This window comes from Leucobacter fengyongliangi, from assembly GCF_050971685.1.
Taxonomy (GTDB): domain Bacteria; phylum Actinomycetota; class Actinomycetes; order Actinomycetales; family Microbacteriaceae; genus Leucobacter.
This window is the reverse complement of the sequence record NZ_JBPCEU010000011.1, coordinates 86,156-104,764: the sequence shown is the minus strand read 5'-3', so window position 1 is coordinate 104,764 and position 18,609 is coordinate 86,156. Positions and strand designations below refer to the sequence as shown.

Sequence of the window (18,609 nt, the reverse complement as noted above, 5' to 3'; positions counted from 1 at the left end):
GCTGACACCCCTCGCCCCCTCTCCCCCCCCCCCCCCCCCCCCCTCCCCCCCCCCCCCCCCCCCCCTCCCCCCCCCCCCCCCCCGCGACCGGTTAGTGCTTCACCGGGGGTTCCGCACCGAACCCAGTGAGCGCGCGCACCTCCATCTCGGCAGCGAGCTTGCTTGACTCTGCACGTCGCTCGGTGACCGAGCCCAACCACGCGAGGAAGAAGCCCACAGGTATCGAGACGATACCGGGGTTCTTCAGCGGGAAGATGGCGAAGTCGATCCCCGCACCGAGCATGGCCGTCTCATTCCCTGACACGACTGGCGACAGTGCAATCAGACCGACTGCGGTCACGAGGCCACCGATCATGCTCCAGACGGCACCGCGAGTCGTGAACTTACTCCAGAACAATGAAAAGAGAATGGTCGGCAGGTTCGCACTCGCAGCGACAGCAAACGCGAGCGCAACGAGGAACGCGACGTTCTGACCCTGCACCCCAATCCCACCCAGGATCGCGGCCGCACCAATGACCAGGGTGGTGATTCGAGCGACCTTCACCTCTTGCTTTGGCGACGCTTTACCCTTCTTAATGACACTCGCATAGATGTCGTGGGCGAACGATGCCGATGCCGTGATCGTCAGCCCGGCCACCACAGCCAGGATCGTTGCGAACGCGACGGCTGAGATGAAGCCCAACAGCAACGGCCCACCGAGTTCGAGTGCCAACAGCGGCGCAGCAGAGTTCTGCCCACCGGGTGCCGCAGCAATTGTTTCTGGGCCAACCATTGCGCCCGCGCCAAAGCCAAGCACGAGCGTGAAAAGGTAGAAGATACCGATCAACCAGATCGCCCACACCACGGATCGACGGGCTTCCTTTGCTGTGGGCACCGTGTAGAAGCGCATGAGCACGTGTGGCAGGCCCGCCGTGCCGAGCACGAGCGCGAGCGCGAGCGACACGAAGTCAAACGGGTTCGAACCATACTGCAACCCCGGAACGAGGATGGCCGCACCATTTGCGTTTTCCGGGTTGTTCACTGCAGCATCCAGGAGTGCGCCGAAGTTGAATCCATTGAGTGCGAGCACCCACACAGTCATAACTCCAGCGCCGGAGATCAAGAGAACCGCCTTGATGATCTGCACCCAAGTCGTGCCTTTCATACCGCCGATCAGCACGTACAGGATCATCACCACGCCCACGACGACGATCACCAGAGACTGACCCAGCTGATCGTTGAGGCCGAGCAGGAGCGAGACCAGGCCACCGGCCCCTGCCATCTGAGCCAATAGGTAGAAGAATGAGACAGCCAGGGTCGTGAGTGCCGCCGCCATGCGCACCGGGCGTTGCTGGAGACGGAACGAGAGCACGTCGGCCATGGTGAACTTCGCGGTGTTGCGCATGAGCTCGGCTACGAGGAGCAGGGCCACGAGCCACGCCACGAGGAATCCGATCGAGTACAGAAATCCGTCGTACCCATTCATTGCGATGGCGCCACAAATCCCGAGAAATGAGGCCGCGGAGAGATAGTCGCCCGCGATGGCGATGCCGTTCTGGCGGCCGGTGAAGGAGCGGCCGCCCGCGTAAAAGTCGGCAGCGCTCTTGTTCGTGCGGCTGGCGCGAATGACGATCACCATAGTGACAGCAACAAATGCGAGGAAGATTGAGATGTTGAGGACGGGATTCTGTTCAGCACCACCCTCTTGCATGAAGAAGGAAGTCATAGCTGGCCCTCCTCAGTGGTCGATGTGGCATCGCGACTCTCGAGCTCGGCACGTAGGTCGGTCGTCAGTGGATCGAGCTTCTTGTTTGCGAAGCGGACGTACCACATCGTGATCACAAACGTTGAGACGAACTGCAACAGCCCAAGGAGCATCCCAAGATTGACAAATCCCGGGACGGGTATTGCCATGAAATCGTGTGCAAACGCTGCCAGCGCAACATACCCGAGAAACCAGACCATGAAGGCGGCCGTGAGAGGGAACACGAAGCCGCGATAGCGGCGTTTCAGCTGCTGGAATTCCGGGGTATGTCGGAATTCTTCGTAATCAATCGATGATTGAGCTTCGTTGCTCATACGACCTCCTTGTCGTGAAATGCCAGCCCGTCTCATTCGCGAACCGGACTCTGGAAGTCTCTAAATATATTTCTCCAATGTCAAGATATATTTTGGAATTGGTGTCAGGTGAGTTATTTGCGAGGATCAGAACCTGCGACTCTGGGTGAACCAAGACAAGAAACACAACAAGGCGACCTCCCCAGATTGGAGAGTCCGCCTTGCTGAAGTTCTACTGCCTCTTAGATCGGGAGCAGCGCATCTACCGCGATGGCAATAGAGATGATCGAGAGATAACTAATCGAGCCATGGAACACGCGCATCGGCCTTCCTTCTCGGCCCCGTATCGCGCTCCCGTATAGGCGGTGTGCCTCAATGATGAAGTACGCTCCAGCTGTGACCGAGGCAATCGTGTACACCCACCCCATCTGGGCGACAGGGATGAGCAGCAGGCTTGAGGCCACTGTTGCCCAGGTGTAGAGAATGATCTGCAACCCCACCGTGATTCGTCCGCGCACGACACCCAACATCGGCACACCTGCGGTCGCGTAGTCTTCGCGGTATTTCATCGAGAGTGGCCAGTAGTGAGGCGGTGTCCAAAGGAAGATGATCAAAAAGAACACCCAGGCAGGCCAGTCAAGAGAGCCGGTAACCGCGGCCCAGCCAATCAAGACCGGAAAACATCCAGCGATACCGCCCCAAATGATGTTCTGCTCACTGTGTCGCTTGAGCAAGAGTGTGTAGACGACGACGTAAAAGAAGATCGCCGCAGCACTCAGAACTGCTGCAAGCCAGTTGGTGGTGATCCACAACCAACCCACGGAGATGGCACCGAGCACCCATGAAAACACGAGTGCGTTTCGGTCGGAAATTTCCCCGGTAACCAACGGTCGGTTCTTGGTGCGGTTCATCTTGCGATCCATGTCGCGGTCGAGGTAGCAGTTGAACGACCCCGCCGAACCGGCGCTCATCGCACCGCCAATCAATGTCGCGATCACGAGCCACAGATTGGGCAGGCCTCGCTCTGCGAGTATCATCGCCGGAACGGTGACCACGAGCAGGAGCTCCATGACACGCGGTTTGGTGAGAGCGACGTAGGCCTTGACCCGTCGCCAAAATCCTCCAGGTGTGCGCCTGGTTTCCGGGGTGCCTGTGCTCACGGTTCTCGTTGACATCGCCCTCTATGGTACCGGCCCGCGCTGTAGGCTTGCTTCAGGTGCAATTCGGCACGCACCCATCGTTTATGAGAGGCTGGGCATTGGCACACCAACTGCAGTGGAATGAGCTGGACGACCGTGCGGTAGACACCGCCCGAGTGCTGGCGGCAGATGCCGTCGAGCGGGTGGGTAACGGTCATCCGGGCACTGCGATCAGTCTCGCCCCGGTGGCGTATCTGCTGCATCAGAAGGTGATGCGTCACGACCCGAGCGATCCGACCTGGGTCGGCCGCGACCGATTCATCCTGTCGGTGGGTCACAGTTCGCTGACCCAATACGTCCAGCTGTACCTCGGTGGCTACGGACTCGAGATCGAAGACATTCAGGCTCTTCGCACCTGGGGATCGAAGACCCCGGGTCACCCTGAGTACGGTCACACTGCGGGTGTCGAGATCACGACCGGCCCGCTCGGCCAGGGGCTTGCATCAGCGGTTGGATTTGCCTACGCCCAGCGTTTCGAGCGCGGGCTCTTCGACCCGGACGCAGCTCCCGGCACGAGCCCCTTTGATCACTTCACCTACGTCATTGCAGGCGACGGAGATTTGCAAGAGGGAGTCACGAGCGAAGCGGGATCCCTCGCGGGGCACCAAGAGCTGGGCAACCTCATTGCGATCTATGACAGCAACCAGATCTCGATTGAGGACGACACCGACATCTCCTTCTCGGAGGACGTCGCGAAACGCTACGAGGCCTACGGATGGCAGGTCATCGAGGTCGACTGGAAGAAGAGCGGAGCGTACGTCGAAGACCTGGGTGAACTCCACGCGGCGATCGAGTCGGCCAAGGCCGAGACCACACGTCCGTCACTGATCATCCTGAAGACCATTATTGGTTGGCCGTCCCCCGGGAAGCAGAACACGGGTGGCATCCACGGCTCCGCTCTGGGCGCAGCAGAGCTCGTGGCACTCAAAGAGGCTTTGGGATTTGACCCCGAGGTGCACTTTGCGGTTGACCCGGAGGTTCTTGCGCATGCCCGCGGCGCGGTGGATCGTGGCGCTGCCGCCCGTGCCCACTGGCAGGCCGATTTTGATCGCTGGGCCAGTGCACACCCCGAGCGCAAGACGTTGTTTGATCGCCTCGAATCAGGGCACCTCCCCGACGAGGCTCTCACCGCGCTCCCGAGCTTCGAAGCGGGCACGAGCGTGGCGACGCGTGCTGCGAGCGGGAAGGTGATCAACGCTCTCGCCCCCGTGCTGCCTGAGCTGTGGGGTGGTTCGGCAGACCTTGCTGGGTCGAATAACACCACCATCTCGGGGGCGGCATCGTTCGTTCCCGCGCACCACTCGACCAACTCGTGGAGCGGCGATCCCTACGGGCGCGTGCTGCACTTTGGCATTCGCGAGCACGCGATGGCCGCGATCCTCAACGGCATTCAGCTACACGGAAAGACCCGCAGCTACGGGGGTACCTTCCTGCAATTCGCCGACTACATGCGCCCCGCGGTGAGACTCGCTGCCTTGATGAACGTGCCCAGCATCTTCGTCTGGACGCATGACAGCATCGCCCTGGGTGAGGACGGTCCCACGCATCAGCCCATCGAGCATCTGGCATCCCTGCGCGCGATCCCGAACCTTGCGATCGTACGACCGGCGGATGCGAACGAGGTATCGATCGTCTGGCACGAGACTCTGAGCCGTCAGGCAGGCCCCGTGGGCCTCGCGCTCACGCGCCAGAATGTACCCGTGTTTGCGCGCGGCACTGGGGCGGCGAGCGGCAACACGTTCGCCGCCGCCGAGGGTGCGCGTATGGGTGCCTACGTGCTCGCAGAGTCCCCCACCGACAGTCTTGACGTGATTCTCATTGCCACCGGATCAGAGGTGCAGCTCGCCATCGCTGCCCGCGAACAGCTCGCGAGCGAGAGCATCGGTGCCCGCGTGGTGTCTGCTCCCTGCCTCGAGTGGTTTGCTGAGCAGTCACCCGAATATCGCGAAAGCGTTCTGCCGGCAGCGGTCACCGCCCGGGTCAGCGTGGAGGCGGGAATCGCACTCGGCTGGCGCGAGTACGTCGGCGATCGCGGTCGCTCCGTTTCCATCGAGCACTATGGAGCGTCGGCCGACTACGAGACGCTTTTCCGTGAGTTTGGGTTCACTGCGGAGGCAGTGGCCACCGCCGCCCGTGACTCCCTCGCCAGTTGACCACCCAACCTCATTAGGGGAAGAAACATATGAATCCGCGCACATCTCGGTTGAGTGAAGCCGGAGTGAGTATCTGGCTCGACGACCTCTCACGGGAACGGATCGAGAGCGGCAACCTCGTCGGGCTCATGCAGACCCACGATGTGGTCGGTGTTACCACCAACCCCACGATCTTCGCGCAGGCGATTGGTTCTGGTTCAAGCTATGGCGAAAGGATCGCGGCCTGCGGGGCCCGGGGTCTCAGCGCCGACGAGACCGTGACTGAGCTCACCACCGCCGACGTAGCGGATGCCTGCGATCTATTCGCGACGATCTTCGAGAACACCGAAGGCCGTGACGGCCGAGTCTCGATAGAGGTGGAACCCGCTTTGGCGCGAGATGCTGCAGCCACGAGGGCACGCGCTCACGAGCTCTGGATGCGTGTGGATAGGCCGAACGCGATGATCAAGATTCCCGGTACCACCGAAGGCCTCTCCGCGATCACCGACACCATCGCAGCCGGCATCAGCGTGAATGTCACCCTCATCTTTAGCATCTCCCGATACCGGGAGGTCATCAATGCCTACTTGCTGGGTCTCGAACGCGCTCGTGCAGCAGGGCTTGACTTGAGCAAGATCCACTCAGTTGCCTCGTTTTTTGTGTCTCGACTCGACACCGAGGTAGATCGACGACTCCGTGAGATCGGCACCGATGAGGCTTTGGCACTCACCGGGATGGCCGCAGTGGCAAACGCACGTCTCGCCTACGAGATCTTCGAGCAGTCCTTCGCGAGCGAACGCGCGCAGCTACTGCTGTCTCAGGGGGCACACGCGCAGCGTTTGCTGTGGGCCTCAACAGGTGTGAAAGACCCGTCGTTGCCCGACACCCTGTATGTGACGGAGCTCGTCGCGCCCGGCGTGGTGAACACGATGCCTGAGCTCACCCTGCAGGCGTTTGCCGACCACGGCGAGGAACAAGGTGACCAAATCACCGGTGGTTATCGCGAAGCTGATCAGGTATTGAACTCAATCGATGCCCTCGGTATCGAGTATCGGGAGGTCACCGAGCTTCTCGAGGCCGAGGGCCTCACGAAGTTCGAAACCTCCTGGAACGAGCTCGTCGACTCGGTGCGCGCGAGCCTGGGGCATCAGGGATGAGCGACATCCGTCTGAGCGTCGAGTGTGACACCGACAGCCCCTCTGCCCAGGCCGCCATACGCGATCTCATCGACGCTCGGGTCAGCAGTCGACTGTTTGCGGGCGATGCCTCCCTCTGGGGCGCTGCCGCCGAACCTGAGGCCTCCATTCGACTGGGCTGGGTAGATCCTTTTCCTCAGGCGACCGAGTTGATACGCGAGGCAAGTGAACTTCGAGACTCCCTACAGACCCAGGGTATCGACCGAGTCGTTCTCTGCGGGATGGGGGGATCAAGCCTCGGACCGGAGGTCATCGCTCGCTGGGCCGGGGTTCCTCTGACACTCCTCGACTCGACACACCCGAGCACCGTGCGACGAGTGCTTGCAAATGATCTCGAACGCACCGTCGTCGTCGTGAGTTCAAAGTCAGGCACGACTGTCGAAACACGCAGTCACCTCGCCGCGTTCGAACAGGCATTTCTCGAATTGGGCATCCCCGCGGCCGAGCGCATCGTTGTCGTCACCGATCCCGGATCCGCCCTAGAAAGCTACGCCAGGTCCGCGGGATATCGACTCTTCCTCGCAGACCCAAACGTGGGCGGTCGTTTCTCGGTACTCACCGCGTTTGGAATCGTTCCCACCGTGTTGGCGGGAGTCGACATAGGGATCGTCATGCAGCAAGCTGCCGCCGTGCGCGTGATGCTCGCCGCTGACGACCCGGAGAATCCCGCGGTTCGACTCGCTGCGCGTGTGTTTGGACAGCTGCCCGACCGGTACGTGCTGGCGATTGCAGAAAACCCGAGTACACGGTGGGGGCTCGGAGACTGGATCGAGCAACTTGTCGCTGAGTCCACCGGGAAGGAGGGGAAGGGCGTGCTCCCCATGAGTCTGGCGCCGGATGCTCCAGAGGTCTCGGAAACTGTACCGGCGTGCACCACGATTGTGCGGGTGAGCGGAGTTGCAGTCGGACACACCGTCACAAACGATGAGATCGGTGTGACCGGCGACCTCGGCTCACAGTTCTACCTGTGGGAGGTAGCGACTGCGCTGCTCGGTTATCTCATGAACATCGATCCCTTCTCGCAACCTGATGTTGAGTCTGCGAAGATCGCCGCTCGGCGCGCGCTTGCGGAGGCGGAGGGCCCGGCCATCGCAGAGCAAGCGCAGCACTCCCCCGCTCATCTGACTGAGGAGTTGCGTCAAGCTGTTCCTATAAACGGCTATGTGGTAATTCAGGCGTTTCTTGATCGAGATCAGGAGACGATGCGCATGCTTGAGACACTCCGCTCGGAGTTGGAGCGAAGCCTTGCGGTCCCTGTCGCCGTGGGATTCGGGCCCCGCTATCTCCACTCGACCGGGCAGTTCCATAAGGGCGGTCCCAAGCTCGGCACGTTTCTGCAGATTGCCGACGCCGAGGTTGTCGACCTGCCGATACCCGGCAGCCCAGCTTCGTTCGGTGAGGTACTTCGTTCACAGGCACGCGGCGACCAGGAAGTTCTTCGCGCGCACGGGCGAACGGTGCTGACGATGACGACCTTGTCTCTCCGCACAAGCGTCGCAGAAATGGTCGAAGCCCTCTCGCGCTGACGCTGAGAGGGCTTCGACGAAGTTCGCGCCGTCGCATTTCTTGAGACGGGGACCGGGTTGTTAGGAGACCGGGATGGAACCCCGGCGCTCGCGAAGCTTCTGCAGCGCCTGCTCGAGAAGTTCCTCGGCCTCTTCCGGCGTGCGACGCTCTTTCACATATGCGAGATGCGTCTTGTACGGCTCGTTCTTTGAGATCTCGGGCGGGTTCTGCTGATCGCGGCCAGCGGGAAGACCACTGTGCGGCGAGTCAATCTGATCCGGGATCTCTTCCTCGGAAACGTCTGCCGCGAAGTGCCGCACCGTTTCGTTACCCAAAGCATCCCAATATGAAACTGTGACCCGCTCAGCACGCGAGCCGTGATCCTTTTCGCCCATCGGGCCTGACCCGACGCGGGCGCCGCGAATTGCGCTGCTACCAGACACACTCAACCTTTCTGTGGGCTTTCGCCCGGAACCATGTGGCGGGTGTTAGACCACCGAAAAACGTGCGATCAGGCCGAGCCCGATGATTGTGGCGAACCATACCAGCGAGACGGCAACCGTGATGCGATTGAGATTGCGCTCGGCCACGCCAGAGGAACCCAGCCCGGAAGTGACTCCGCCACCGAACATGTCAGAGAGGCCGCCGCCGCGACCCTTGTGCAGCAGGATGAACAGAGTGAGCAGCAGGCTCGTGATCACCAAGATGACGATCAATGCGATCTTCAGAATGAGCACAGAATGCCTTTCACTGGTTTCGGGTGGAGTGGGCCAGCGTTCAGTATACCGGGTCTGTAGTGAGAAGCCGTCGGCCTACGCACCAGTAACGTGCTTCTTGAACTGAACGATGCGAGAAAACTCTGTGGCATCGAGGCTTGCACCTCCCACCAGTGCCCCATCGATATTCGGCTGCCGAAGGAAGGCTGCGATATTGAGGCTCGTAACGGAGCCTCCGTACAGGATCCGAGTCCGGTCTGCAATGCCCTCATCGCGCAACCCGGCGATGTTGGCGCGCAGGGCGCTGCACACTTCTTCGGCCTGCTCGGGGCTCGCGGCCTCGCCACTTCCGATCGCCCACACGGGCTCGTACGCGACCACGAACTCTGCCCCCGACGGTAATTCAGTGAGCGCTTCTGAGAGCTGCTGTAACGGCACGGATGCCGCCCCGTGTTCGACGAGATCGTCAGCAGTCTCTCCGACGCAGATCACGGGGATCATCCCCGCAGCATGCACCGCTTGTGCTTTGCGCGCGACGAGGTCGCCACCTTCTCCGTGGCCGAGGCGTCGTTCAGAATGACCCACGAGAACATACTCGACCTCAAGCTTCTTCAGGAATGAGGCAGCGACATCACCCGTGTAGGCGCCGGCCGCGTTCGGTGAAACATCCTGAGCTCCGAGGCGCAACGCGAGCTTATCCGCGGCAACAAGAGTCTGCACGGAACGGAGATCGGTAAACGGCGGAAATACGGCAACCTCGACGGAGCCGAAATCATGCTTGATATCTTTCAGACTCCACGAAAGCTTCTGTACGAGGGCAATCGCCTGCAGATGATCGAGATTCATCTTCCAGTTCCCTGCGATCAGGGGAACCCGAGTGGTGGCCGCGCTCATGCGAGCACCTCCAGCCCGGGAAGGCTCTTCCCCTCGAGATATTCGAGACTCGCTCCCCCACCCGTAGAGATATGACCGAAATCGCTGTCTGCAAAACCCAAGGCTCGCACGGCTGCCGCGGAGTCACCTCCACCCACAACGGTGAATCCTGACGTTTCGGTGAGCGCACGCGCCACCGTGCGTGTTCCTTCGGCGAAAGCTGGCATCTCAAACACACCCATCGGCCCGTTCCAGAACACCGTTTTCGATTCTGCAATGATTCGGGCAAATGCGGCAGCGGATTCCGGCCCGATATCCAGTCCGATTCCAGCCGAACCGAAGCTGCTCGACTCGATCGCGTCGGCAGCGACGGTCTCGTGGGCGGCATCAGGCGCGAACTCCTCGGCAACGACAACGTCGGTGGGCAACACGATGCGCACACCACGTCGTTCCGCTTCAGCCAGGTAGCCACGCACGGTCTCGAGCTGGTCTTCTTCAAGCAGGCTGGATCCGACCGCGTGCCCCTGAGCAGCCAAAAAGGTAAAGAGCATTCCCCCGCCAATCAGCAGGGTATCCACACGATCCAACAGATGCGCGATCACGCCCAACTTGTCGGAAACTTTCGAGCCGCCTAAGACCACCGCATAGGGACGCTCCGGATCAACCGTCAGGCGCTTGAGTACCTCGAGTTCTGTCATAACCAGCCGTCCCGCAGCACTCGGAAGCATTTCTGCCAGTTCCGTCACGCTCGCCTGTCGGCGGTGAACCACGCCGAAACCGTCGGAGACAAAGGCACTCGCGCCCTCAGCCAGAGCGGCCGCAAAGGCCTCTCGCTCGGCGGCAACTTTGCTTGTTTCGCCCGCATTGAAGCGGAGGTTCTCAAGCAGCAGTACGTCCCCATCAGCGAGCGCCGACCGGGCCGAAGTGGCCTCAGGTCCGACCGTCTCGCCCACGAACGCGACCGGTACTTCGAGCAACTCCGACATGCGAAGCGCGACAGGGCGCAGCGAGAATTTCGCTTCGGGAACGCCAGCCGGTCGACCCAGGTGACTCACGAGTACCACTCGGGCACCAGCGGATCGGAGCTCGCGAATCGTCGACAGGGAGGCACGTACCCGACCGTCGTCGGTGATGACTCCGTCCGAGAGTGGGACGTTCAGATCGCAGCGAACGATGACCGTCTGTGAGCGAAGCGAGCCGAGGGTCTCGAGTGTGCGCATGGGAATGCTCCTCTGGTGATGGATCGTGCCCGAACTCTTGCGCTCACGCGTGGCCCTGGCGGTGAACTGTGCAAACGCAGAAAGCGGGCCAACCCAGGAGGGTCAGCCCGCCCGACGGTTACAGCTGGATCAGGCCTGCGCTCTGGCTGCGGGCAGCCTCAAAGCGCTTCGCGACGTCCTGCCAGTTGGCGATGTTCCAGAATGCCTTCACGTAGTCCGCACGCACATTCAGGTAGTCGAGGTAGTACGCGTGCTCCCACACGTCAAGCATGAGGAGGGGGATGGTGCCGGCGGGCAGGTTGCCCTGCTGATCGAACAGCTGCACGATGTTGGCACGCTGACCCAGCGCGTCCCAGGCCAAGACGGACCAACCTGAGCCCTGTACACCCATGGCGGTCGCAGTGAAGTGAGCTTGGAACTTCTCGAACGAGCCAAAGTACTCGTCAATTGCTGCGGCCAGTTCGCCCTCGGGGCGCTCGCCACCCTCTGGCGAGAGGTTGTTCCAGAAAATGGTGTGGTTGACGTGGCCACCGACGTTAAATGCGAGGTCTTTCTCGAGCTTGTTCACCGCTGCGAGATTGTCGGCATCGCGAGCCTCAGCGAGCTGCTGCAGCGCGGTGTTCGCGCCGGTCACGTATGCCTGGTGATGCTTGTCATGGTGCAGCTGCATGATCTTGCCACTGATGTGCGGCTCGAGTGCGGCATAGTCGTAGGGAAGTTCGGGGAGTGTGTATGCAGTCATGTGGCGTTCCTCCAGAATCGAGTCGAAGTCCTCCGGCTAGTCTATGCCCGGGCTGGGTTCAATCGCCGGGGGAATTGCCCGGTTCTCGCCCACAGCGAACGGTGAGTCCACAGGGATCAGTCTGTGAATCTTTTCACCGTGAATCGACTACAGGCGATCGAGTTCGTCCGGCAGATTCGCATCAGTCCCGGGTATCCCGCGAACCTCGGCTTCTTTGTCTGCCATCGCAAGCAGTCGACGGATTCGACCCGCAATCGCGTCCTTGGTGAGCGGCGGATCTGCGCGGTTTCCGAGCTCGTCCAGACTTGCATCACGGTGCGCCATACGTAAGGCGCCCGCATACTTCAGGTGATCCGGAATATCATCGCCCAGGATCTCCAGGGCCCGTTCGACTCTCGCGCACGCCGCCACCGATGCCTGCGCACTGCGGCGAAGGTTCGCGTCATCAAAGTTGACGAGTCGATTAGCCGTATTTCGGGTTTCCCTCGCTTTGCGGAGATCTTCCCAATCGGCCTGAGACTCGACGGCCCCCATGGCACCCAGCATCTCTCCGATTGCTTCGCCATCTCGAATCAGCACCTTATGCTGCCCGCGAATCTCCCGGTTCTTCGTGGCGACTCCGATTCTGCCTGCAGCACCGACCAGCGCCATGGCTGTTTCGTTGGTCGGGCAGATAATCTCGAGGCTCGCTGAACGGCCCGGAGGTGTGACAGATCCACGGGCCAGAAAGGCACCACGCCACATTGCGGAAAGCTCACCGGGCGAGCCTGTTGTGAGTCGATTCGGCAGCCCGCGGATGGGTCGGCGACGCTGGTCGAGCAATCCGAGCTGGCGAGCGAGCGTCTCACCATCCAGCACCCGAACCACGAATTGCGGAGCACCCGGACGCGTGCTTGCTGCAGGCAATTGTTTGGCATCGGAACGCACCCCGTAAATCTCAGCGAGATCCTTTCGTACCCGCTGCACGATTGCCGGGGTGTGCAACTCGGCCTCCAACGCAATTCGGCCAGAGATGGTGTGCAGGCCCCCTGCGAGTCTGAGCACGGTCGCGAGTTCCGCGATCCGCTCGCCGGTCTGCTGTGCAGGCACGCGAACGAGCTCGTTCTTGACATCGGGGGTTGAAGGCACTCTGGATCCTCTCAAAGAAGAGTGTAGAAAGAATTCTGCAGCTGACGGCGGACGGCCGTCAGGCGGTACTTACTCGCGCCCGAGATCTCGGTGGCGCAGGCTGACGCTCACGCCGGGAAGCGCGGCAAGGCGATCGGCAAGTTCACGCGCCATTGCTACAGAGCGGTGTTTGCCGCCCGTGCAGCCTACTGCAAGTGAGACGTGACGTTTGTTCTCGCGCTGATAACCCGCGAGTACTGGCTGCAATGCTGCCACATAATGCTCAAGAAATTCTGCCGCACCCTCGCGGCTGAGCACGTACTCCTTGACATCCGCATCAACTCCGGTGAGCGGGCGCAATTCGGTCTCCCAGAACGGGTTCGGCAGAAACCGCATGTCTGCCATGAGATCGACGTCGGTCGGGGTGCCGTATTTGAAACCGAAGCTCTGCACAGAGAGCTGCAAACCAGGGGTGTCGTCGTCGGAGAAGAGTTCGCGAGTGGCGGTTGAGAGATCGTGCACGTTGTAGCGTGAGGTGTCAATGACGACGTCGCTTGAGGCGCGCAACTCCTGCAGTCGTTCGCGTTCGAGACGAATACCGTCGAGGAGACTGCCCTCCGCCTGCAGCGGGTGCGGGCGACGCACAGACTCATAGCGCCGCACCAGGACCTCGTCGGTGGCATCGAGAAACACGACGCGTACTTTCGCGTTTTCACGAAGGTTGGCTACCGTCTCCTGGACATCAGCGAACAAGTCCCGTCCGCGCACGTCAACCACGGCCACGATGCGCGGCAATGCTCCGCCGGAGCGATCCGCCATGTCGGCGAGCGGCTTCAGCATGGGCAGAGGAAGGTTATCGACCACGTACCAGCCCAGGTCTTCCAGCGCGTTCGCAACGGTGCTTCGCCCAGCCCCCGACATGCCGGTGACGATCAGGATTTCCTGATCCGCTGACTGCTCGTTCACCGTTCGATCTCCTCGGTTTGCCGCTGCTCGGATGCAACCTCTAGCTTAGCCGCACTTCCGCTTGCGCTGACCGCTGCAGCTTCAGAAGCCGAGCCATGCATGTGGCGGTGGATCTGCTCAGCCAGTTGCGGCCCCACGCCCGGGGCGCTACCAATTTCAGCGACCGAGGCGGCCTTCAGCCTCGCAACCGAACCAAAGTGTCGGAGGAGCGCCTGCACTCGTTTCGGGCCCAGCCCCGGGATCTCCGCGAGCGTACTCGCAATCGCCGTGCTGCGCCGCTGACGTTGGAACGTGATCGCAAAGCGGTGCGCTTCGTCTCGCACGCGTTGCACGAGGAATAGTCCCTCACTGGTTCTCGGCAGAATGACCGGGAAAGGATCATCGGGCAGCCACAGTTCCTCAAGCCGCTTGGCGACACCGACGAGGGCGATGTCAGCAATGTTCGCCTCTTTCAGCGCACGGTGTGCGGCCGCGACCTGGGGCTGCCCGCCGTCGACGATCAGCAGCTGCGGCCGCTCCCGGTACCTGCCCGAGGGCAGCTGATCAGACTCTGCGGCAGCGTTGAGTTGGGCGGCACGTCGAGAAACCACCTGGTAGATGGAATCGGTGTCGTCTCGGGTCTGCTCGACTCGATACTTCCGATAGGCACCCTTCGCGGGCAGGCCATCCTCAAACACAACCAGGGAGGCCACCACTCCAGTGCCCTGCAGGTGCGAGACATCGATGCATTCGATGCGCAGAGGCGGCTCCTGCATCTCGAGGGAGCGCTGCAACTCAGCGAGAGCGTCGGTTCTTGCCGTGATATCGGCAGAACGCTTCAGCTTGTGGCGCACCAGGTTCTCCCCCGCGTTCAGGGTCGCGCGATCCATCAGCTGCGCCTTATCGCCGCGTTCCGGCACCTGCACGCGCACGCGTCCAGCTCGGGGCCGCCTGGAACGAAGTGCCTCCTCGAGTGCCTCGACACCTTCGGGGAGGAGGGGGACCAAAATTTGCGGTGGGGGTTCACGCTCCCCCTCGTAGGCGGATTGGATGACCTGCTCGAGCAGCGTTCCCGGGGAATCGTCGAGCTCAACGTCAACAATCCAGCTACGTTCGCCACGGATGCGGCCGCCACGCACGATGAACTGGTGAGCCGCGGCAGAAAGTTCGTCTGCGCGAAACCCAAACACATCGGCATCCACGTCGTGGCTGAGCGATACCGAGTTTCGCTCCAACACGTGTTCGACGGCCGCGGCCTGATCTCGCAGTCTCGCGGCATCCTCATATCGTTGATCCGCGGCGGCATCGCGCATCTCGCTTCGCAGTCGTCGCAGGTGGGAGGTGTCGCCTCCCGCGAGAAACGTGACGAGATCACCCACGCGGGTGCGATGTTCCTCGATGCTGATGAGCCCAGAGCACGGGCCGTGACACCGGCCGATCTGACCCGCGAGACATGGCTTTCCCGACTGCATCGCGCGCCGGTAATCCGCCTCGTTACAGGTGCGGATGGGAAACGCCTGGTGCAGCAACGCCGTGGTCTCTTTGAGAGCCCACACCTTGGGATAGGGCCCAAAGTAGCGCGCGCCCCTGATCTTTTCGTTGCGCGTGATGAGTAGCCGAGGTGCCTCGTCGCGCAGGGTGACGGCGAGATAAGGGTAAGTCTTGTCGTCTCGAAACTGGACGTTGAACGGAGGCTTGAACTCAGTGATCCAGGTGTGCTCGAGCACCAAGGACTCGGTATCGGTCGCGACGACCGTCCAGTCCAGTCGCGCAGCCAAGGCGAGCATTCTTCGCGTGCGGGGTTGAATCGAATGCAGCGGCTGGAAGTAGTTGGCGAGCCTGGCCCGCAGGTTCTTCGCCTTGCCGATATACAGCACACGCCCGTGTCGATCACTGAATCGGTAGACCCCAGGGGTGGTAGGGATCTCGCCGTTTGCCGGGCGAAAATCCGCTCGGCGATCCACAATCTCCGTCACTCTAGACCTGTATCCGGGCCTTCGCCGCCGCCGTGCGCGACCTTCCTGCCTCAGAAGACTTGTCCCCACGTCCCGTCAGCACCTCGGCCAGGAACTCGCCCGTATGGCTGCCGGGTGCCTTCGCAATCTGTTCGGGGGTACCCGTCGCCAAGATGCTTCCGCCGCCCGAGCCGCCTTCGGGGCCCAAGTCAATCACCCAGTCCGCGCTCCGAATGACATCGAGATTGTGCTCAATGGTGATGACGGTGTTGCCCTTGTCAACCAGGCCATTGAGCACGAGCAGCAGCTTCCGCACGTCTTCAAAGTGCAGGCCGGTGGTCGGTTCATCCAGTACGTAAATGGTTCGGCCATTTGAACGTTTTTGGAGTTCGGTGGCCAGTTTTACTCGTTGAGCCTCACCTCCGGAAAGGGTGGTCGCTGCCTGCCCCAGGCGCACGTACCCCAGCCCGACATCGACGAGGGTCTTGAGATACCGATGAATGCTCGAAATAGGCTCAAAGAACTCAGACGCTTCTGCGATCGGCATCTCGAGCACCTCACTGATGTTCTTGCCCTTGTAGCGCACCTGCAGGGTTTCCCGGTTGTACCGTTTACCCCCACACACCTCGCAGGCCACGTACACATCGGGCAGGAAGTTCATCTCGATCTTCAGCGTGCCGTCACCCGAGCAGGCCTCACACCTTCCGCCCTTGACGTTGAAGCTGAATCGGCCGGTGAGGTACCCGCGGGTCTTTGCCTCGGGAGTATCGGCAAACAGATTGCGGATCTTGTCGAACACCCCCGTGTAGGTTGCGGGATTCGAGCGGGGGGTGCGGCCAATCGGTGCCTGATCGACGTGCACCACCTTGTCGAGATGCTCGATTCCGGTGATACGCGTGTGCTTACCGGGAACCGTTCGCGCCCCGTTGAGTTGCGAGGCGAGCACCCGGTACAGGATGTCGTTCACAAGCGTGGACTTTCCTGATCCACTCACGCCGGTCACCGCGGTCATGATGCCCAGCGGGAACGTCGCATCGACACCCTTCAGGTTGTTCGAGCGAGCTCCGATCACCTTGAGCTCCCTTCCCTTCTCGGGCTTCCTACGCTTCTGAGGAGTCTCGATAGCTCGGCGGCCCACGAGATAGTCGGCCGTAATCGAGTCGGTGTTGTCGAGTAGGGATGCGTAATCGCCCGAGTGTACGACGGTGCCCCCCTCGACGCCGGCCCCGGGGCCAATATCGACCACCCAGTCGGCCGCCTCGATAGTCTCCTCGTCGTGTTCAACGACGATCAGCGTGTTGCCGAGATCTCGCAGCTTGATCAGTGTCTCGATGAGCCTGCGGTTGTCACGTTGATGTAAACCAATACTTGGCTCGTCGAGAACATACAGCACACCAGTGAGCCCCGAGCCGATCTGCGTGGCGAGACGGATGCGCTGTGCCTCGCCGCCGGACAGGGTTCCCGCGGATCGCGCGAGCGTAAGATACCCGAGCCCGACCTCAATGAGGAAGTTGAAGCGCAATCGAATCTCTCGAAGCACCTGCGCGGCGATCTTGGCCTCGCGCTCCGTGAGCACGACCTCGTTGAAGAAACGCTGTGCGGAATTGAGGCTAAACTCTCCCACCGCTGCGATTGACTCGCCGTTGACGGTCACCGCGAGCACCTCGGGTTTCAGACGCTGACCGTTGCAGGCGTGGCACGGCACCTCCCGCAAGAATTCCGACCACCTTTCGCGCCGACCGTCACTTTCGGCCTCCGCGTACTGACGCTCGATGAAGGGGATCACGCCTTCGAACCCCGAGGTGTACTTGACCTCACGGCCGAAACGATTCTTCCACTTCACATTGACCGTGAAATCGTTGCCGCGCAGTACCGCTTCACGCACGTCCGCGGGTAGGTCCTGCCACGGAGTCTTGAGATCGAAGCCAAGATCTTGTGAGAGCCCTCTGAGGAGTTTTTCGTAGTAGTTGTAGAGACTTTTTCCCTGACTTGTCCAGGGAACAATCACGCCTTCCGCGATGCTGAGCGACTCATCACCCAGCACGAGTTCTTCATCGACCGACATGCTGGTACCAAGCCCCGAGCAGACCGGGCACGCACCGAAGGGTGCATTGAACGAGAATGTGCGTGGCTCGATCTCGGTGAGAGACACTGGATGTCGATTCGGGCAGCTGAGGTTCTCGGAGAATGTCTGGCGCCGATCCTTGGCTCCTTCGTCAAGATCGACGAAGTCGATGGTCACGAGGCCGCTTGCGAGCTTCAGAGCCGTCTCCAGGGAATCGGTGAGCCGCCCCAGTCCATCCGGGCTCGCAACGAGGCGATCCACCACCACCGCAATGTCGTGCTTGACCTGCTTCTTCAACTTCGGGGGGTCTGACAACTGCACCACTGCACCGTCGACGATAGCGCGTGAATACCCAGTTGCCGCGAGCTCGTGAAACAGGTCGACGAACTCGCCTTTCTTCTGGCTCACGACGGGTGCAAGCACCTGGTATCGCGTCCGGTCAGGAAGTTCCATCAGCGTGTCAGCGATCTGTTGCACTGTCTGAGCGCGAATCGGCTCGCCGCACTCGGCACAGTGAGGAATCCCGATGCGAGCCCACAACAACCGCATGTAGTCATAGATCTCGGTGATCGTGCCGACAGTGGATCGCGGATTGCGGTTGGTCGACTTCTGATCGATACTCACCGCCGGGCTGAGTCCCTCGATAAAGTCAACGTCAGGCCTGTCGACCTGCCCGAGAAACTGCCGAGCATACGCGGAAAGGCTCTCGACGTACCGCCGCTGACCCTCCGCGAAAATGGTATCGAAGGCCATGCTTGACTTGCCCGAGCCCGAGAGCCCGGTAAACACCACGAGCGAATCTCTCGGAATCGTGAGGTCGACATCTCTCAGGTTGTGTACCCTTGCACCCTTCACGCTGATGTGCGCGTGGGTTTCGGGCGAGGGAATTGGGGCCTGGGCGGGGGTCACAGTCACT

At 61.3% G+C, this 18,609-nt stretch carries 15 protein-coding genes; 3 read left to right on the top strand and 12 right to left on the bottom strand.

The window, feature by feature from the left end; translation table 11 throughout:
- Positions 1-91: 91 nt before the first annotated feature.
- The 3 genes from ACR0R4_RS09670 to ACR0R4_RS09660 all read right to left on the bottom strand — a co-directional run bounded on the left by ACR0R4_RS09670 (position 92) and on the right by ACR0R4_RS09660 (position 3,212).
- The gene (locus ACR0R4_RS09670) at positions 92-1,705 is read right to left on the bottom strand and encodes a monocarboxylic acid transporter (protein ID WP_433647162.1); all 1,614 of its coding nucleotides are present in this window, start codon (positions 1,703-1,705) and stop codon (positions 92-94) included.
- A complete protein-coding gene (locus ACR0R4_RS09665) occupies positions 1,702-2,058 on the bottom strand; it encodes a DUF485 domain-containing protein (protein ID WP_433647160.1) in 357 nt (118 codons plus the stop codon). The genes ACR0R4_RS09670 and ACR0R4_RS09665 overlap by 4 nt, the downstream gene beginning before the upstream one ends.
- 221 nt (positions 2,059-2,279) lie before the next feature.
- Positions 2,280-3,212, bottom strand: a complete 933-nt coding sequence (locus tag ACR0R4_RS09660; RefSeq protein WP_433647158.1) for a heme o synthase — start codon at positions 3,210-3,212, stop codon at positions 2,280-2,282.
- A 68-nt stretch (positions 3,213-3,280) separates the two neighbouring features.
- Between ACR0R4_RS09660 and tkt the strand changes: the two genes are divergently transcribed.
- The 3 genes from tkt to ACR0R4_RS09645 are packed head-to-tail and all read left to right on the top strand — an operon-like array spanning position 3,281 to position 8,090.
- Positions 3,281-5,389: a transketolase gene (gene tkt / locus ACR0R4_RS09655; protein ID WP_433647156.1), complete on the top strand. Its 2,109-nt coding sequence runs from the start codon at positions 3,281-3,283 to the stop codon at positions 5,387-5,389.
- Between the two features lie 29 nt (positions 5,390-5,418).
- A complete protein-coding gene (gene tal / locus ACR0R4_RS09650) occupies positions 5,419-6,525 on the top strand; it encodes a transaldolase (protein ID WP_433647154.1) in 1,107 nt (368 codons plus the stop codon).
- Positions 6,522-8,090 carry a phosphoglucose isomerase-related protein gene (locus tag ACR0R4_RS09645; RefSeq protein ID WP_433647152.1) on the top strand — a complete coding sequence of 523 codons (1,569 nt, stop codon included), beginning with the start codon at positions 6,522-6,524 and terminating at the stop codon, positions 8,088-8,090. The genes tal and ACR0R4_RS09645 overlap by 4 nt, the downstream gene beginning before the upstream one ends.
- Before the next feature lie 60 nt (positions 8,091-8,150).
- On the opposite strand, the gene ACR0R4_RS09640 is transcribed toward ACR0R4_RS09645, so the two are convergent.
- The 9 genes from ACR0R4_RS09640 to uvrA all read right to left on the bottom strand — a co-directional run bounded on the left by ACR0R4_RS09640 (position 8,151) and on the right by uvrA (position 18,608).
- The gene (locus ACR0R4_RS09640) at positions 8,151-8,513 is read right to left on the bottom strand and encodes an RNA polymerase-binding protein RbpA (protein WP_433647150.1); all 363 of its coding nucleotides are present in this window, start codon (positions 8,511-8,513) and stop codon (positions 8,151-8,153) included.
- 45 nt (positions 8,514-8,558) lie between these two features.
- Positions 8,559-8,807 (bottom strand): preprotein translocase subunit SecG, encoded by a 249-nt coding sequence (secG, locus tag ACR0R4_RS09635; protein WP_433647149.1) that lies wholly within the window; start codon positions 8,805-8,807, stop codon positions 8,559-8,561.
- A 75-nt stretch (positions 8,808-8,882) separates the two neighbouring features.
- A complete protein-coding gene (tpiA, locus tag ACR0R4_RS09630; protein WP_433647147.1) occupies positions 8,883-9,680 on the bottom strand; it encodes a triose-phosphate isomerase in 798 nt (265 codons plus the stop codon).
- Positions 9,677-10,885 (bottom strand): phosphoglycerate kinase, encoded by a 1,209-nt coding sequence (locus ACR0R4_RS09625; RefSeq protein ID WP_433647207.1) that lies wholly within the window; start codon positions 10,883-10,885, stop codon positions 9,677-9,679. The genes tpiA and ACR0R4_RS09625 overlap by 4 nt, the downstream gene beginning before the upstream one ends.
- A gap of 112 nt (positions 10,886-10,997) precedes the next feature.
- Positions 10,998-11,621, bottom strand: a complete 624-nt coding sequence (locus ACR0R4_RS09620; protein WP_433647145.1) for a superoxide dismutase — start codon at positions 11,619-11,621, stop codon at positions 10,998-11,000.
- A 147-nt stretch (positions 11,622-11,768) separates the two neighbouring features.
- Entirely contained in the window at positions 11,769-12,749 is a 981-nt protein-coding gene (gene whiA / locus ACR0R4_RS09615; RefSeq protein WP_433647144.1) for a DNA-binding protein WhiA, read from the bottom strand.
- A gap of 69 nt (positions 12,750-12,818) precedes the next feature.
- Positions 12,819-13,694: an RNase adapter RapZ gene (rapZ, locus tag ACR0R4_RS09610; RefSeq protein ID WP_433647142.1), complete on the bottom strand. Its 876-nt coding sequence runs from the start codon at positions 13,692-13,694 to the stop codon at positions 12,819-12,821.
- Positions 13,691-15,649, bottom strand: a complete 1,959-nt coding sequence (uvrC, locus tag ACR0R4_RS09605) for an excinuclease ABC subunit UvrC (protein ID WP_433647140.1) — start codon at positions 15,647-15,649, stop codon at positions 13,691-13,693. Before uvrC ends, rapZ begins: the two co-directional genes overlap by 4 nt.
- Before the next feature lies 1 nt (position 15,650).
- Positions 15,651-18,608, bottom strand: a complete 2,958-nt coding sequence (uvrA, locus tag ACR0R4_RS09600) for an excinuclease ABC subunit UvrA (RefSeq protein WP_433647138.1) — start codon at positions 18,606-18,608, stop codon at positions 15,651-15,653.
- Position 18,609 lies beyond the last annotated feature (1 nt).